Origin of the sequence: Campylobacter concisus, from assembly GCF_003048875.2 — a bacterium.
Taxonomy (GTDB): domain Bacteria; phylum Campylobacterota; class Campylobacteria; order Campylobacterales; family Campylobacteraceae; genus Campylobacter_A; species Campylobacter_A concisus_AU.
On record NZ_CP049264.1, the window covers coordinates 1,734,628 to 1,751,342 of the forward strand.

The following is a 16,715-nucleotide window of genomic DNA, read 5'->3' on the forward strand; positions in this document are numbered from 1 at the left end:
TATCAAAGTTTGGCGTCATAAAATTTAGCTGCATCGAGGTATTTTTTAAGGACATTTTGGCTTGCAAGATCCTCAAATTTACCCCACGCCACTTGCTTACCAGATTCGATGATTAGCACCTTTTGCGCTATCTTCATCGCGCTTAAAATATCGTGCGTTATGAAAATAATGCTGATCTTTTCATCTAAGCTTAAAAGCAAATTTATGATCTTTTGCTTCGTCTCATTATCAAGTCCGCTTGTTATCTCGTCGCAGATTAAGATTTTTGGCTTTGAAAGAAGCGCTAGTAGTATCCCAACCCTTGTCGCCTCGCCGCCACTTAGCTGAGATGGATATTTTTCTAAAATTTCATCTTTTAAATTTAGATTTGCTAGAAGCTCTTTGAGCTCATTTTCGCTAAAGCTAAGCTTAAGATATGACCTCACATGAGCGATGGCAGTTTTTACTTTTAGCGCTGGATTTAGGGCTTGTTTTTGATTTTGCAAGATATATCTGATATCTTTTTTTAGCTCATTTTTGTCCGTGATCTCCTTATCGTTTATATAAATTTTGCCCCCGCTTTTTGGCTCGCTAAATGATATGAGCTTTGCAAGCGTGCTTTTGCCACTGCCACTTTGACCCAAAATGGCTAAATTTTCGCCATCACCAAGCTCGAAATTTATCCCCTCTAAAAGGTGCAAAACTTCAGCTCTAGCGTTAAAATGCTCCTTAAAATTTAAACTTTTTGAGACGTTTTTGAGCCTTATTTTCACGCATTTTCCTTTAAATTTAGCCGCCCATCTCTCATCTGCCAAATCTCATCGCTAAGATAGTTCGTTAGCGCCTCATCGTGCGAGATAAAGATGACGCTCATCTTGCCCTTTAAGCTCTCTAAGATGCCAGCTACGTGGCTACCGCTAATGCTATCAAGCCCGCTTGTTATCTCGTCGCAGATCAAAATTTTTGGCTTCAGGCAAAGCGCAAGAGCGATCTGCACGCGGCTTGCCTCGCCACCACTTAGCTCGTATGAGTATTTGTGCCAGATGAGATTTGCATTATCTAGCCCAAACTCCCTAAAATAAGCAAACGCAAGCTCTTTATTCGCCCTTTTGTCGCCGTCAAGATAGGCGTTAAAATGATCACCCACGTTTAAAAGCGGATGAAGGCTAGCAATAGAGTTTTGAAAAACAAGCGCGGCAACCTTTCTTCGGTGCTCTTTTAGCTCATTTTGACTAAGTTTTAAGATATCTTTTTTGTAAATGCTAAATTTATCTGCCCTCACTCTAAAATGATCATCAAAAAGCCTTATTAGGCTCTTTGCAAAGAGCGATTTGCCACTGCCACTTGCACCCGTGATACCTATAAATTTACCCTCGCTCATGTCAAAATCAAGCTCGCTCAAAAGCTTCTTATCCTTATAAAAAACGTTTAAATTTCTAATCTCTATCATATTTTTATATTGCCATTTTTTGAATTTGACGTGATGATCGAGGTTGCAAGGATGAGCAAAAAGAGCGTCACACCAGGGAAAAGCACCATCCACCAAGAGCCAAGGAAAAGTGCTTCTTTGCTCTCATTTAGCATGATGCCAAGGCTTATCTTGTTTGCGTCGCTACCCACGCCAAAAAAACCAAGCGTTGCCTCCATGACGACCGCGTTTATCGCGTTTATGCCAAAGATACTAACTATTAGATGCTTTAAATTTGGCAAAATTTCAAAGCATATAAGGCTAAATTTACCAGCCCCATTTATCACGGCTTGCTCGGCGTAGTCGCACTTTCTATTAAGCCTTAAATTTTGCATAAAAACTTTTGCACCCTGCATAAAGGAGCAAACGGCAATGATAAAAGAGGTTATAAGCAGATCTCCGCTACTAAATGAGCTAAAAAGCATGATAAAAACGATGTTTGGTATGCTTAAAAAGGCATCAAGCCCCTTATCAAAAAGGCTCTCACAAACTCTGCTATTGCTCGTGCCAAAATATGCGTAGATGAGCGAGAAAAGCGTCGTTAAAAAGCCAGCTAGCAGCAAGACAAGAAGCGAGTTTTTAAGCGCGCAGGCAACTCTTATGAGATTGTCCCTGCCCAGGATGTCAGTGCCAAAGATATGCTCGCTACTTGGGGCTAAATTTACCGCCATAAAGTCAGTGAAATTTGGCTCAAATTTAGAAAAAAACGGCGTCACAAAGGCAAATGTGACGAGCGCTAAAAAGACAAAACAGGCTATGAAAAATATGACTTTTCTCATAAATTTCTCTTATCTGCCAAGATGGCAAAAATTTTAGCTAGCAAATTTGCCAAAACGACAAAAACAGCCGTTAGCAAAATGGTCGCAAGTGCGACTGGATAGTCTTTGGCGATGACCGCATCAAGGCTAAGCTTGCCTATGCCTGGAAATGAAAAAATGCTCTCAATGACGTACGAGCCAGCAAAAACGCCAGCCACAAGCGTTGCAAAATAATAGACTATATCGGTGCTTGCGTGCTTTATAGCAAAGAGATAAATTTTGCCGCGTCCCAAACCTCTAGCGTGAGCCGTCTGGATAAAGTCGGCGTTTAGGCTTTGATTTAGCGTGTCGCGCACAAATTTCACGTTTGCGCCAAGGTGTGGCAAGATGATGGCAAGCGTTGGCAAGATGATAAATTTCACCCCAACACCGCTAGATCCTAGCTCGTTTGCCCCAGAGCTTGGCAGCACGTTTAGATAGACGCTAAAGATCGCTATTAGCACAAGAGCGATGTAAAAATGCGGCAATGAAGCTAACAAAAAGGAGCTAAAATTTATAAAGATATCGGCAAATTTATTCTTATAAATGGCGCTTAAAAACCCCAAAAAGAAGGATAAAAGAGTTATTAGAAAAAACGAAGTAAAAAATAAAATGAGCGAGTTTAAGAGCCTCTCTTTAATGAGTAGCGACACGCTTGCCCCGCTTACAAAACTAGTGCCAAAGTCCCCCGTGACAAAGTGAGCCAGCCATCTAAAATACTGCACAAAAAAGCCATCTTTTAGCCCCAAATTTTCTAAAATTTGCTCCTTTATAGCCACGCTCACCGCCTCACTTCGCAAAAACATCGCATCAGTGACGTTTCCTGGCAAAAAATATATGAGCAAAAATAGAAAAAATGAGATGAAAAACAGCAACCCAAGGCTTGAGATCGCTGTTTTTAAAATGGCTCTAAACAAAGTTTTTATCCACTATTTTACTTGCCACTCTCTTATGTTCCATAAAAATCCAGCCCCATGGTGGCCTAAAATTTGCGTCTTTATGCCTGAAATTTTGTTGTTAAAAACGAGCGGATAGTCAAGATAGGCTATAAAAATGTAAGGTGGATTTTCAAAAAGCGCTTTTAGAAATTCTTTGTAGTATTTTTTTCTAAGCTCCACGTCCTTTGTGTATCTTGCGTTTTTTAGGGCAAGATCGACGTTTGCGTCCTTGTAGTGGCTAAAATTCCAGCCATTTTCATTGACATCGATGTCGGCAAATCCGCCAAAAATTCTATATGTGTGAAAGTCTGGATCAAATGGGCTTCCCCAGCCGATCACAAAGCTATCGACCTTGCTTATGCTAAAGGCTGTTTTTGGCTTTGCATAGGCTTTGGCTCTCACGCCAAATTTCTCAAACTCGCTGCTTAAAATTTTGGCTAGATTGACCCTTAAAATGTCGTTATTAAAAGCGTAGATATCAAAGCCAAGCTCCTTGCCGTCCTTCTCGAAAAAGCCAGCCTTGTTTTTCTTAAAGCCGCTTTTTTCAAGTAGCTCCCTAGCCTTTTGCGGATCGTAGCTAAATTTAAACTCGCTGTCGTTTGCAAAGCTTTTTTCTATCGGGTTGTTCGCTACGCTTGCATATCCGTGAAATAAGCTTTTAACGATCTCATCTTTATTTACGGCGTAGTTTAGGGCTATTCTTACATTTTTATCTTGAAAGATAGGATCTTCAAGGTTAAACATCAAAGCTCTGTAATCTGCGCTTTTAAATTTAAGTAGGCTTAACTTCTTATCATCTTTTATGAAATTTACACCAGTTGGAGAGATGAGCGCAACGTCGATCTCACCGCTTTTTAGCCCAACAAGTCTTAAATTTTCATCACCAACTATCTTTAAAAATAGCCTTTTTATCTTTGGCTCACCTTTGTAAAATTTATCATTTGCCGCAAATTCCAAACTCTCATCTTTTTTCCATTTTACAAGCTTGTATGCGCCAGTGCCGATAGGGGCGTCATTAAATTTATCAGTTGCGATATCTTTGCCCTTTAAAATGTGCTCAGGCAAAACGCCAAAGCTAAGTGCGTCAAGAAATGGCGGAAAAGGCTCACTAAGCGTGATCTTAACTTTATAATCGCCCAAAATTTCAACGCTTTTTACCACCTCGTAGTTTGAGATAGCAGGCGCGTTTAGCTTCTTATCTTGAGCCGCTTCGATGGTAAATTTAACGTCCTTTGCGCTAAATTTCACCCCGTCATGCCAAAAAGCATCATCTCTTAGCTCAAAAATATACTCCAACCCGTCATCACTCACCTGCCAAGACTTCGCAAGCTCTGGCACTACATGGCTATTTTCATCATGGCTAGTAAGGCCAGAAAAAACCAGCGAAAGCGTAGGATCGTGATCCTCGTCGTAGAGTGGATTTATACGAGGTGTTTGCTCCTCGATAGCGACTACAACGGCATTTTCATTTGCATAAGCAAAGGTAGAAAATAACAAAAACAATAAAACCAAAAACCTCTTCATCACTCGCTCCTTTGTTTAAAAAATATTTGACGAATGGTAATACGAAATGCATAAAAGTATTATTAAGATAAATGTAAATTCAATGTATAGAAAATTTGAAATTTCTAACTATCTTTTAACCTTTTTTAAAGTAAAATCAAGGCTCATTTTAGCTGACAAAAAGGTAAATTTCACAATGGATAAAAAGAAAAAAATAGCCCTGATCACTGGCATCTGCGTAGTTTCACTTTTGCTTATCTACACGCTTCTTGGCTTTTTTGGACTGCCTTATGCTATCAAAAATATCGCGCCAAAATACCTAAAAGACTACAACGCAACGCTTTTTGTAAGTGATGCTAAATTTAATCCCTTTACCTTCGAGCTAAACGCTACAAATGCCGAGCTAAACACCACTTCTCCGCTTTTTAGCACGAAGCAGATCGACCTTAAGCTAAAACCATTTTCTATCTTTAAAAAGCTAGTTGAGATAGACATTTTTAGGCTAGATGAGCCAAAAGTAAAGATCGCAAGAGATAAAAAGGCAAATTTTAACTTTAGCAATTTTATAAGCGATGATAACGCAACTAGCGAAGATAACAGCACTAGCTCGATAAATTTCGCGCTAAATAACGCAAAAATCATCAAAGGCTCATTTTCATATATCGATCAAAATTTAACAAAGCCATTTAACGTAAGCTTTGATGATATAAACTACGAGCTAAGCTCGCTAAATACGAAGAAAAATAGCGCAGGTAGTCACACATTTGACTCAAACTCAAGCCTCGCACATAAGATCGATCTAAATGGCGATATCAAGCTAAATCCACTAAAAATAGAGGGTAACGTCAGCATAAAGGACTTTAGCATAAAGCCAGTTGCGATAAGCTTCATCGACAATGACACGTTAAATCTCAAAAATGCCATCATAAACTTAAAGATAAACTACACTTTAAAAGCCGATGAGAACGCAACTAGGATAAATTTAAAAGATGGCTTTTTAAATGTAAAAGGACTAAGCCTTGATGAAGGCGCAAATGAGCTTAGCCTTGGCGAGCTAGAGCTTCCAAAATTTGATCTTGATAGTAAGATAGCGGATAAAACAGAGGCTGCGCTAAATTTAAGTGCCATAAATTTAAATGATATCTCTTTTAAAAATGCCATCGCCGCGAGCGTAAAATCACTAAATTTAAGTGATATCTCGCTTCTTGCAAATTTAAATGAAAAAAGCGAGCTAAATGCCACAGCCAAGCTAAAAAACGTAGGCGCAAACACTCTTAAAATAGATGAAGCGGATAGAAATTTAGCAAATTTAAAAGATATAAATGCTTCAAATTTAAATATAAATTTAGCAAACAACAAAACCGCTCTAACGCTAGAAAAAATAGCACTTAATGGCATCAACGCGCCACTTAGCAAAAGCGCAAGTGCAAATGTAGCAAGTGCTGGCGTGACAAATACAAATTTTACAATGGATGGCAACAAAAGCCTTGCGAGCCTTGATGAGCTAAATGTAAAAAACATAGGGCTTAAAGCAAAAAATAAAGATATAGTAAGCGTCGCTGATGTGGGGGTAAAGAGCATAAGTTTTGATCTTTTAAAAATGGCTCTTGGGGTTGAAAATGTAAGCATAGATAGAGCGAAATTTAGCTCAGAGCTAAGCGATAATGGGCTAAGCGCTGTAAATGAGCTAGGATTTGGCGAGCAGAGCACAAAAGCTACAAAAGCGGCAAAACACACTAAAAAAGCAGAGAAAAAAGCTGAAAATAAAAGCGCTTCAAAAAGCAAAGAAAATGAGTTTAAATTTGATGTAAAAATTATAAGTGTAAATAACGCAGATATCGCTTTGACGCACCTTTTTGAGGGCGAAAAGATCACTCATAAATTTGATAATCTTTTTGTAAAAGTAGCAAATTTAAGTAGCGATTTTAGCAAGCCATTTGACGCAAAAGTGGCGATGAAAAGCTCACAAAAGCTAAATTTGGATGTTGATTCGAAGATAAAGATCGAGCCACTTGATGTAAGTGCAAAAATCAAGCTAAATGATACAAATTTACCAAAGTATTTTGCCTACGCAAAGCCCTTTTTAGAGGCCGATCTAGCTAGCGGTCAGATGAGCGCAGATGCCCAGCTTCACTACGCAAAAGATATCAAAGCAGACGCAAAAGTTAGCATCAAAGATATAAGGCTAAATGGCAAAAAAGCTGAAAAACTAATCGCCTTTAAAAGCCTTGATCTTGAAAAAATTTCATTTGCCAAAAATGACCTTGCCATAAGCGGAGTGAGCTTAAATTCGCCATTTATCAAGGCTCATCTAAGCAAAGAGCGTAAATTTAACCTATCTCAGATCGTAAAAGAGGATAAAAATAAGGCTAAAACCGAGGCAAAACCTGAGAGCAAAAAGGCAGTTAGCAAGAAAGATGACGAGCTAAAATTTAGCGTTAAAAACTTCTCTTTAAAAAATGGCGAGGTTGATTTCTCGGACGCATCGCTATTTATGCCATTTGCCACAACGATCTCAAAGCTAAATGGCAAGCTAACAGACATCGATAAAAAGCGCCCAAGCTCAGGTGAGTTTCAAGGTGTGGTTGGCAAAAATGGCTTTGCGCAGATCACTGCAAAACTCTTTCCATTTGAGCTAAAGCAAAATACCGACATAAAGCTTGACTTTAAAGATATCGATCTAACCGATATAACGCCATATAGTGGGCAGTTTGTGGGCTATAAGATCAAAAAAGGCAAGCTAAATTTAAACCTAAACTATAGCGTCGTCGACTCAAAACTAAATGGCTCAAATTTCATAAATTTTGACTCACTTACACTTGGAGAAAAGGTTGAGTCAAAAGACGCTGTAAATTTACCACTTTCGCTTGCTATCTCGATACTTAGCGATCAAAATAATCAAATAAACATCGACCTGCCAGTTGAGGGAAATTTAGACGATCCTGACTTTAAATATGGCGGCGTCATCTGGGCTGCAGTAAAAAAACTCTTTGCTGACATCACGCTAGCTCCATTTAGATTTTTAGGCAACGCTTTAGGACTTGGCAGCAAAGATCTTAGCTCTATTGATTTTCTTGCTGGAAGTAGCGAGCTTATAAGCTCAGAAGCGCCTAAGATAGCTGATTTTATAAAGCTAACTGGCTCAAAACCTAAGATGAAGCTTAGCATAACGCCAACATACTCAAAACTCGATGAGAGCTTTTATAAAAACAAAAAACTAGATCAAAAGATCAATCAAATCATCGCTTCAAGCAGCAAAGACTACATCGCAGTTTTAAATGAGCTTGTGCCAAATTTAAAAGATAGAAGCGAGAAAGCCTTAAGAGAAGAGGCGCTAAAGGGCATCGAGGTAGATAAAGCAAAGCTAATAGAGCTTGCAAATGAGCGTGCAAATGCGGTAAAAGAGGCGCTTATAAAAGCTGGGCTTGAGGCTGGCCGCATAAATATAAACGATGCAACGAGCTCAGAGCCTAAGCAAAACACCTACACAAGCGTGCTAATGGGAGTGGCGAACTAAATTTCATTTATTTCGCTGCTTCTTGCATTATAGACAAACCAGCTAAGAAGCATAAGCATCATAAATGCCCCAAAAATAAGGCTTGCGTAAAAATATAAATTAAAATCAGCTCCTAGCAAATTTGCGTTGTGAAGGGCGATCATAACGCCAGCTAAAGCGATTAAGTAGCCAATTAGCTTGATGATGAAAATTTTAGGATTTACAAAGATCAGCAAAAGGCCACAAAGTATGATGCCAAGGGCTATTTGTAAATTTGAAACGTCAGCTTGAGCGTTTGAGCTAAGTGTTAAAAAACCAGCTAAAAGCGCCATTAGTATCATCAAAACTGCATAAACCGCTCTGCTTCGTCCAAAGCCATACATAAAGCAAACAAAGCCCTTATTTTGCCTGTTATAATCCATTTTTCGCTCCTTTTGGAAGTTTGCTTATTTTAATGCCAAATTCTTAAATAACGGCTTTAATCTGAAATTTCACTCATTTTGGCTAATATTTTGCATCTTAAAAAAGGAGCAAAAATGCCTTATGTTAATATCAAAATAGCAGGCCCAGAGCCTACAAAAGAGCAAAAAGATCAAGTTTTTAAAGAGGTAACCGAGACGCTTGTAAGAGTGCTTGGCAAGAAAAAAGAGGCGGTTATGATCTTTATCGAAACTCACGATGCTGGCAATATCGGCGTAGGCGGCGAGAGCGTAGAGGACAAAAGAAAGGGGATAAAATGAGCGAATTTAGCAAAGCAGACATTGAGAGAAAGATAACGCTTGAAGTTGGCGACAAGGCGCCAGAGTTTGAAGCGCTAAATCAAGATGGCGTAAAGGTCGCATTAAAGGACTTTATAGGCAAAAACGTGGTGCTTTACTTCTACCCAAAAGACAACACTCCAGGCTGCACGACTGAGGCTTGCGAATTTAGCGCAAACTACGATCAGTTTATCAAAAATGATACCGTCATCATCGGCGTTAGTCCAGATAGCGTGAAGTCGCATGTGGGCTTTATCGCAAAGCAAAATTTAAAGCACATCCTCTTAAGCGATGAGGATAAAGAAATTTCAAAGCTTTATGGCGTTTGGCAGGTCAAGAAAAACTACGGCAAAGAGTATCTTGGTATCGCCAGAAGCACCTTTGTGATCGGCAAAGACGGCAAGATAGTTAAAATTTACAAAAGCGTAAAAGCCAAAGACCACGCCGCAAAAGTGCTAGCTGATCTAGCAAAATAAGGAGCAAAGATGAAGCTTATAAAAATGCTAATTTTAAGTGCGTTTTTTGCGCTAAATTTATCAGCACTGACTGAAGGCGTGGAGTATCAAACTCTAGCAAAACCGCTCAACGTGCCTAAAAACTCAGTCGTCAAGGTCTTTAGCTACGACTGCCCTCACTGCTATAAATTTGACCGAACGATCACAAGAAAGCTGATGTCAAAGCTTGACGGGGTCAAATTTATCCCATATCACCTAAGCACCAAAGGCAAGCTTGGCGAGACAACAAGTAAAATTTTCGCCGCTCTTATATCAATAGATGAGGCAAATGGGACTGATTTGTTAAGCGATGAGTCTAAATTTAAGCAAGCTAAATTTGCGATATATAAAGCAAGACACGATGAAAAAGATGACTTTAATGATGGCAAAGATAAGCAAAGATTTATAGATCTAGCACTAAATGCGGCTCATGTGAGCAAAGACGAATACGAAAAAGCGCTAAGCTCAGATCGTGCAAAAGAGCTTTTAGACGCGTGGTTTGCCTCTTATGACGTAGCTAGCATTAGCGGTGTGCCAGCCTTTGTAGTAAGCGGCAAATATCTAATAAATTTAAACGCAGCATCATCGATCGATGAGATGGCAAAGACGATAAAAGAGCTTTTAGATAAGTAACTTTAGCCTAAAATTTACGGACATTTTGGGCTTAGAAATGTAAATTTAAAGCAATTTTAGATAAACTCGGATCAAATTTCTAAAAAAGAAAGGTTTAATTATGAACGCTTCAGAATTCATCTGGATGGATGGAAAACTAGTAAAATGGGACGATGCGAAAGTACACGTTCTAACTCACTCTTTGCACTACGCTAACGCCGTATTTGAGGGCACAAGAGCTTATAAAACAAAAAAAGGTCTAGCTATTTTTAGACTCAAAGACCACACAAAAAGACTTTTAAGATCAGCAAAAATGACCGTTTTAAACGTGCCTTACACTGAAGAAGAGCTTGAAAAAGCACAGATCGAGCTACTTCGCGCAAATAAATATAACAGCAACGTATATATCCGCCCACTTATCTTTTTAGGATACGGCGTAATGGGCGTAGCGCACACAAAAGCACCAGTGCAAACTGCTATCGCTTCATGGGAGTGGGGCGCATATCTTGGCGATGAAGGCTTAGAAAAAGGCATCAGAGTTAAAATTTCAAGCTTTGCCAAACTAGCTCCTGCTGCTCAAATGAACAGAGCAAAGGCTAGCTCAAACTACCTAAGCTCACAAATGGCAAACTACGAAGCAAAAGAGGCTGGATACGACGAGGCGCTACTTCTTGATAGCGAGGGCTTTGTAGCTGAGGGTCCAGGCGAGTGCTTTTTTATCGTTGAAAATGGCGCATTGATCACTCCACCAAACGACAACAGCCTACTTAGCATCACTCAAGATACAGTCATAAGACTAGCTCACGATCTTGACATCGAAGTAAGAAGAGAGCGCATCACAAGAGATCAAGCATACACAGCTGACGAGGCATTTTTCACAGGCACTGCAGCTGAAGTAACGCCGATAAATAGCATAGATAACCGCATCATCGGCAACGGTGCTAGAGGCGAAGTGACAAAGAGACTACAAAAAGCTTACTTTGACGTAGTTTATGGTCTAAACAAAAAATACGAATCATTTTTAACATATATTTAAGATTTAAAGGAACGAAATGCCCGCTGATTTAAATGATTATTTCAACAAAAAAAAGCCAGGTAATGACAACAGGGGCTCAGGTCAAAATAACGACAAAGAGCCACCTTTTAAAAAGGATTTTAAAATGCCAAATATACCAAGCGGCTTTGGCAAATTTGGTGCGCTAGCCTACATCATAATCGCCATTATCGCGATCCTTGCTATCACTCAGCCATTTAAAGTGATACACTCAGGCGAGGTCGGTATCAAAGCCACAGCGGGTAAATATGAGCCAAATCCTTTGCAACCAGGATTTCACTTTTTTTTACCATTTATCCAAGATATCATCGTAGTTGATACTAGAGTTAGGATCATCAACTACACTTCAGGCGAAGATATGGGCGAGAGTTTGCAAAAGTCTTATCAGGGAGCTGGAATTTTACGCAAAAACTCTATCTCAGTTTTGGACGCTAGAAACTTGCCAGTTAGCATCGATATAACCGTGCAGTACCGCCTAAATCCAGAAAATGCACCGCAAACTATCGCCTCTTGGGGTCTTAGCTGGGAGAGCAAGATCGTTGATCCTGTCGTTCGTGACGTGGTTCGCAGTATCGCTGGTAAATACACAGCCGAAGAGCTACCGACAAAGAGAAACGACCTAGCTAGACAGATCGATGATGGCATAAGAAAAGACATCGACTCTCAGCCAAACAAGCCAGTCGAGCTTCTAACAGTGCAGCTTCGTGAGATCATCTTGCCTTCAAAGGTAAAAGAGCAGATCGAGCGCGTTCAGATCGCTAAACAAGAGGCCGAGAGGACAAAATACGAGGTCGAGCGTGCAAATCAAGAGGCCCTAAAACAAGCCGCACTTGCCGAGGGTAGCGCAAAAGCTGCGATCATCGAGGCAAAGGGTAAGGCCGATGCTATCAAGATCGAGGCTGATGCGACTGCGTATGCAAACAAAGAGATCGCAAAAAGTGTAGATCAAAATTTATTAAATTTAAAACAGATCGAGACGCAAAATAGGTTTAACGACGCTCTTAAAGAGAACAAAGATGCCAAAATTTTCTTAACACCTGGCGGAGCTGTGCCAAATATCTGGCTAGATGCAAAAGATAGGGCAAAAGCTAGCTCGGTTAGCGAAAGGTAAAAATGAATAGCGTAGCAAAAAGTATAGACTGGCAAAAGGTTAGTGGATTGCTCCCGGTGGTGGTTTGCGATCATGCTACAAACGAGGTTTTGATGCTTGCTTTTATGAACGAAGAAGCACTAAATTTAAGTCTATCTAGCCGCTACGCTCACTACTTTTCACGCACTAAAAATAGAATTTGGAAAAAAGGCGAAGAGAGTGGCAACACACAAGAGATCAAGGCTGCGTTTTTAGACTGCGACAACGACACTTTGCTTTTAAAAGTCATTCAAAATGGAGGCGCTGCTTGTCACACTGGGGCAAGGTCTTGCTTTTTTAACGAGATAAATTTAGAAAATTTAGAAATTTCTGATCAAAAATGCGAGGTTAAAAAGCCAAGTTACGGCGTCATTGACGAGCTTTATCACGTTATAGAAGATAGAAAGCTAAATGCTGACCCGCAAACTTCATACGTGGCAAGCCTTTTTAAAAAGGGTGAAAATCAAATTCTAAAAAAAGTTGGCGAAGAGGCTACGGAGCTTGTCATGGCGGCAAAAGAGCTTAGTTTTGCCAAGCAGATAAAACAAGATGAGCAAAAAGCAAAAAATGACCTCATCTATGAAGCAGCTGATCTTTGCTTTCACGCACTTGTGGCACTTTCAGCCCACAACATACATCCAGATGCCGTCAAAAACGAGCTTGCAAGGCGTTTTGGCATGAGTGGCATCGAAGAAAAAAGATCGCGAGATGTTAAATAGCATCAAGCATAACATACTTTTCATACTTCAAAACGCCAAACTTATCGACTTTCTAGCCTATGGTTGGGTCTTTTTAGCCTTTATTTTTATCGTGCTTTTAGGAATTTTCGTCGCGATAAAATCATGGTGGCAGATAGGATTTTTGTTTATCCTAGCTGGTTTTTTGGGACTTTTTGCAGGCAACTACTACGCAAACAAATATATAAATGAAAATCTAAGACCAGTTAGCATAAGCAAAATAAATACAAAACAGCTTCAATATGTAGATGCGTTGATGGTTGATTTTAACATCACAAATAATTCAAACTACACATTAAACGTTTGCAAAATCGAGCTTGGCTTCTACCTTGGTTCAAAGCAAAGCACGAGAAATTTTCTAAATTCGCTAAACCCTTTTGCTAAAAAAAGGATCATTTTAAATGAAGCGCTTTTGCCAAAGCAGAGCAAGCAGATAAGAGAATTTGTCAATGACTTTGCCTTCATTGACTACAATATCACCAAAAAAGCGGAGTGTTTTTGATGAGTTCAAACTACTTTACCATCGTTCATATCATCGTGCTTTTTGCGATCGCACTACTTTCTATTTTATTTCTTGTGCTCTCGCTTAGAGCCGAGCGAAAGCTATTTTTATCGCTACTTTTTACAAATATTTTGGTCTCAACCACGCTTGCCATTTTTTTGATGCTAGTTCTTGATAAATACACCAAAAAAGGCATAGTCGAGGGCGTAAAAAGCGAGCGAGTGTTAAGAAATGAAAGCATTGTATTTCGGGGTCAAGTAAGAAATGTCGGCAAATTTACCATTAGCAAATGCACCCTTACAATTAAGCTCATAAATCAACCGCTAAACAAAAACGATCTTGGCGGTGAGGCGCTATTTAAACCAAGCGGGATCTCATTTTTCTCATGGGTTTTTGGAGGCGATGAGGACGAGAGGCCAAACACTGTGGCATATAAATTTGACGTAGCTCAAAATTTGCCAAAGCAAAAAGCAGTTCCATTTACAGTGACTATGCCCTATCCGCCATATTTTAAAAATGGCATGAATATCACAAAACTTAGTTGTTACTAATAAATTTAGATAAATTTTTAGTATTTATTGCATTTTGTAGTTACAATCTGGCTAAATTTCTCTTAAAATAGCTCAATCTAAAAATTTGGCTTATATAAAATAAAATTTAAATATGAAATTTTAAACCAAAGCCAAAAAGACAATGGTTTAAAATTTATTTTTAATGTCTTGAAAGATAGTTTGTATCGTAGTTGTTACTTAAAAAGTCTTTGTTTTCCATCATGGCGATGTGAAAGTCTTTTGTTGTTTTGATGCCGCTTATTATGAGCTGATCAAGAGCTACTTTCATCTTGTGGATGGCTCTATTTCTATCAGTGTCCCAAACTACGAGCTTGCCGATCATACTGTCATAATACGGCGGTATAGAGTAGTCTTGATAGATGTGGCTGTCCATTCTCACGTTGCGGCCACCTGGGCAGACATATTTTGTGATCTTGCCAGGGCACGGAGTGAAGGTGTTTGGATCCTCAGCTGTGATCCTGCACTCGATCGCATGGCCTTTTAGCTCTATGCTCTTTTGTGACGGTAGCTTTTCGCCCTCAGCCACTTTTATCATAAGCTCGATGATATCAAGCCCACTTACCATTTCGCTTACTGTGTGCTCGACTTGAAGTCTCGTGTTCATCTCAATGAAGTAAAAGTCTAAATTTTTATCAACCAAAAACTCAAACGTACCTGCTCCCTCGTAGCCGATCGCTTTTGCCGCTTTTATGGCAGTTTCATGTAGCCTCTCTCTTGTTTTTTCATCAAGTAAGATGGCTGGGCTCTCTTCGATCAGTTTTTGGTGACGGCGTTGCATAGAACAGTCGCGTTCGCCTATGTGAAGCACGTTGCCGTGGCTATCGCCGATGATTTGAACCTCGATGTGGCGTGGATTTAGGATATATTTTTCCATATACATCGTGCCATCGCCAAATGCACTCATCGCTTCGCTCTCAGCAGACCAAAACGCTTTTTCTAAATCAGCCTCTTTTTCAACCACGCGCATACCGCGTCCGCCGCCGCCTGCCGCAGCTTTTAAGATGACAGGATAGCCGATCTTTTTGGCTAGCTCTTTTGCAGCTTTTGTATCAGCCACAGCGCCGTCTGAGCCAGGGATGACTGGCACGCCAGCTCTTTGCATGACCTGTTTTGCCTTACTCTTGTCACTCATCAAAGCCATCGCAGCAACGCTTGGTCCAATGAATTTGATCTTGTGGTGTGAGCAAATTTCAACAAAATTTTGATTTTCACTTAAAAAGCCATAACCTGGGAAGATAGCGTCTGCTTCGCTGATCTCAGCTGCGCTTATGATAGCTGGGATATTTAGGTAGCTGTCGCTTGAGCGCTCTTTGCCGATGCAGATGGCTACGTCGGCGTATTTTACGTAAAGCGCGTCTTTGTCAGCGGTTGAATAAACTACAACGGCTTCTTTACCCATCTCCTTTATCGTTCGCAAAGCACGAAGAGCGATCTCGCCGCGGTTTGCGATTAAAATTCTTTTTAATTCCATTAATTTTTCTCCACGCCAAATAACGGCAATCCAAACTCAACTGGCTGTCCGTCAGAGACTAGCATCTCAGTGATCTGGCAGTCAAACTCAGCCTCGATCTCGTTCATGATCTTCATAGCTTCGATGATGCCCACTACATCGCCTTTTCTCACTCTTTGACCTACTTTTACAAATGGTGCAGCGCCTGGGCTTGGAGCAGCGTAGAAAGTACCTACCATAGGAGATTTTATGCTATCTTTTGGCGAATTTGCAGCTGGTTTTACCTCTGAGCTAACGACAACATTTACAGGTGTTGGCGCTGGAGCTGCTGCTTGTGCCGCTGGCTTTGCAGGCGCGCAATAATCAGCAAATTTCTCTACCTCGACCTCAAAATCACCACTTTTTATCTTGATATGATTCATCTCCATACCATTAAAAAATTCGATAAGCTCTTTTATATCTTCTTTTTTCATAGAAAATTCTCCTAAATTTTTATATAAGCCCCTAATTGTAGCGAAATTTAAATAAATTTAATTTTTAGCTGGCATAAAATTTGTGTTAAATCCTACTTTTTTCTAGCAAATTTATAATAAAAAATAAGATAAAACTAAGCACAACTAAAACAAGGCTTAAAGCGAGTGCCTGATCGCTTCTGCCGTCATAGACTGCGTTGTAGATGGCAAGTGAGATGGTGTCTGTTTTGCCTATGATATTGCCACCTAAAATGAGCGTTATGCCAACCTCGCCAAGCCCTCGCGAGAGCGCTAGGATAAAGGCTGCTGTCACGCTTTTTGCGATGCTTGGGAAAAGCACCAAAATGGCTGTTTGAAATTTATTTTTACCAAGGCTGTATGCTGCTTCACTTAGGCTTTTTGAAAGTGAGCTAAGCGCTGAAGCTACTGGCTTTACAAAAAGTGGCAGCGAGGCTATGAAAGCTGCTATCACAAGTGCTTTAAAGCTAAAGACGATCTCTAAATTTAAAGCCTTGCCGATGATGCCATTTTTGCCAAGCAGATAAAGCAGTAAAAATCCCGTCGCAATGGGCGGAAATATGAGAGGAAAGGTGACTATCATCTCCGCAAATGCTTTAAATTTAGACCTGTTAAAAGCTAAAAAATAAGCTAGAGCCAACCCAAAAATAATGAGCAAAAGCCCCTGACACAAAACGACCTTTACACTTAAAAATAGTGGATCAAATAGCCAAGAGAGCTCTTGCAAATTTAACC

At 39.9% G+C, this 16,715-nt stretch carries 18 protein-coding genes; 9 read left to right on the plus strand and 9 right to left on the minus strand.

What is annotated here, in order from left to right; genetic code table 11:
* Positions 1-2: 2 nt before the first annotated feature.
* The 5 genes from CVT07_RS08595 to CVT07_RS08615 are packed head-to-tail and all read right to left on the minus strand — an operon-like array spanning position 3 to position 4,706.
* Entirely contained in the window at positions 3-752 is a 750-nt protein-coding gene (locus CVT07_RS08595) for an ATP-binding cassette domain-containing protein (RefSeq protein WP_107936531.1), read from the minus strand.
* Positions 749-1,429, minus strand: a complete 681-nt coding sequence (locus CVT07_RS08600; protein WP_107936529.1) for an ATP-binding cassette domain-containing protein — start codon at positions 1,427-1,429, stop codon at positions 749-751. Before CVT07_RS08600 ends, CVT07_RS08595 begins: the two co-directional genes overlap by 4 nt.
* Positions 1,426-2,226 carry an ABC transporter permease gene (locus CVT07_RS08605; protein WP_107936527.1) on the minus strand — a complete coding sequence of 267 codons (801 nt, stop codon included), beginning with the start codon at positions 2,224-2,226 and terminating at the stop codon, positions 1,426-1,428. Before CVT07_RS08605 ends, CVT07_RS08600 begins: the two co-directional genes overlap by 4 nt.
* Positions 2,223-3,161, minus strand: a complete 939-nt coding sequence (locus CVT07_RS08610; RefSeq protein ID WP_107936525.1) for an ABC transporter permease — start codon at positions 3,159-3,161, stop codon at positions 2,223-2,225. Before CVT07_RS08610 ends, CVT07_RS08605 begins: the two co-directional genes overlap by 4 nt.
* 12 nt (positions 3,162-3,173) lie before the next feature.
* Positions 3,174-4,706, minus strand: coding sequence for an ABC transporter substrate-binding protein (locus CVT07_RS08615; protein WP_107936523.1), 1,533 nt, complete (start codon positions 4,704-4,706; stop codon positions 3,174-3,176).
* Between the two features lie 175 nt (positions 4,707-4,881).
* On the opposite strand from CVT07_RS08615, the gene CVT07_RS08620 reads away from it, so the two are divergent.
* Positions 4,882-8,202, plus strand: coding sequence for a DUF748 domain-containing protein (locus CVT07_RS08620; protein ID WP_107936653.1), 3,321 nt, complete (start codon positions 4,882-4,884; stop codon positions 8,200-8,202).
* Here CVT07_RS08620 and CVT07_RS08625 read toward each other — a convergent pair.
* On the minus strand, positions 8,199-8,603 hold the full coding sequence (locus CVT07_RS08625; protein ID WP_107936521.1) for a hypothetical protein: 405 nt from the start codon (positions 8,601-8,603) through the stop codon (positions 8,199-8,201). The genes CVT07_RS08620 and CVT07_RS08625 overlap by 4 nt on opposite strands.
* A 114-nt stretch (positions 8,604-8,717) precedes the next feature.
* On the opposite strand from CVT07_RS08625, the gene CVT07_RS08630 reads away from it, so the two are divergent.
* From CVT07_RS08630 to CVT07_RS08665, 8 genes are all read left to right on the plus strand, one after another.
* Entirely contained in the window at positions 8,718-8,921 is a 204-nt protein-coding gene (locus CVT07_RS08630; protein ID WP_002939973.1) for a tautomerase family protein, read from the plus strand.
* Positions 8,918-9,415: a thioredoxin-dependent thiol peroxidase gene (gene bcp / locus CVT07_RS08635; RefSeq protein ID WP_103573691.1), complete on the plus strand. Its 498-nt coding sequence runs from the start codon at positions 8,918-8,920 to the stop codon at positions 9,413-9,415. The genes CVT07_RS08630 and bcp overlap by 4 nt, the downstream gene beginning before the upstream one ends.
* Positions 9,416-9,424: 9 nt before the next feature.
* On the plus strand, positions 9,425-10,066 hold the full coding sequence (locus tag CVT07_RS08640) for a thiol:disulfide interchange protein DsbA/DsbL (RefSeq protein WP_103638089.1): 642 nt from the start codon (positions 9,425-9,427) through the stop codon (positions 10,064-10,066).
* Positions 10,067-10,166: 100 nt separating this feature from the next.
* A complete protein-coding gene (locus CVT07_RS08645) occupies positions 10,167-11,081 on the plus strand; it encodes a branched-chain amino acid transaminase (protein WP_002939975.1) in 915 nt (304 codons plus the stop codon).
* Between the two features lie 16 nt (positions 11,082-11,097).
* Positions 11,098-12,210, plus strand: coding sequence for a prohibitin family protein (locus tag CVT07_RS08650; RefSeq protein WP_107936519.1), 1,113 nt, complete (start codon positions 11,098-11,100; stop codon positions 12,208-12,210).
* 2 nt (positions 12,211-12,212) lie between these two features.
* On the plus strand, positions 12,213-12,947 hold the full coding sequence (gene hisIE / locus CVT07_RS08655) for a bifunctional phosphoribosyl-AMP cyclohydrolase/phosphoribosyl-ATP diphosphatase HisIE (RefSeq protein WP_087583526.1): 735 nt from the start codon (positions 12,213-12,215) through the stop codon (positions 12,945-12,947).
* A complete protein-coding gene (locus tag CVT07_RS08660) occupies positions 12,937-13,467 on the plus strand; it encodes a DUF2393 family protein (RefSeq protein ID WP_009295394.1) in 531 nt (176 codons plus the stop codon). Before hisIE ends, CVT07_RS08660 begins: the two co-directional genes overlap by 11 nt.
* Positions 13,467-14,018 carry a DUF2393 family protein gene (locus CVT07_RS08665; protein ID WP_021088134.1) on the plus strand — a complete coding sequence of 184 codons (552 nt, stop codon included), beginning with the start codon at positions 13,467-13,469 and terminating at the stop codon, positions 14,016-14,018. The genes CVT07_RS08660 and CVT07_RS08665 overlap by 1 nt, the downstream gene beginning before the upstream one ends.
* 160 nt (positions 14,019-14,178) lie before the next feature.
* Here the strand turns inward: CVT07_RS08665 and CVT07_RS08670 are convergent, their stop codons facing one another.
* The 3 genes from CVT07_RS08670 to CVT07_RS08680 all read right to left on the minus strand — a co-directional run bounded on the left by CVT07_RS08670 (position 14,179) and on the right by CVT07_RS08680 (position 16,707).
* Positions 14,179-15,510, minus strand: a complete 1,332-nt coding sequence (locus CVT07_RS08670; RefSeq protein ID WP_004317853.1) for an acetyl-CoA carboxylase biotin carboxylase subunit — start codon at positions 15,508-15,510, stop codon at positions 14,179-14,181.
* Positions 15,510-15,962 carry an acetyl-CoA carboxylase biotin carboxyl carrier protein gene (gene accB / locus CVT07_RS08675; protein ID WP_002940019.1) on the minus strand — a complete coding sequence of 151 codons (453 nt, stop codon included), beginning with the start codon at positions 15,960-15,962 and terminating at the stop codon, positions 15,510-15,512. Before accB ends, CVT07_RS08670 begins: the two co-directional genes overlap by 1 nt.
* An 85-nt stretch (positions 15,963-16,047) precedes the next feature.
* On the minus strand, positions 16,048-16,707 hold the full coding sequence (locus CVT07_RS08680) for a molybdate ABC transporter permease subunit (RefSeq protein ID WP_107936517.1): 660 nt from the start codon (positions 16,705-16,707) through the stop codon (positions 16,048-16,050).
* Between the last annotated feature and the right edge of the window lie 8 nt (positions 16,708-16,715).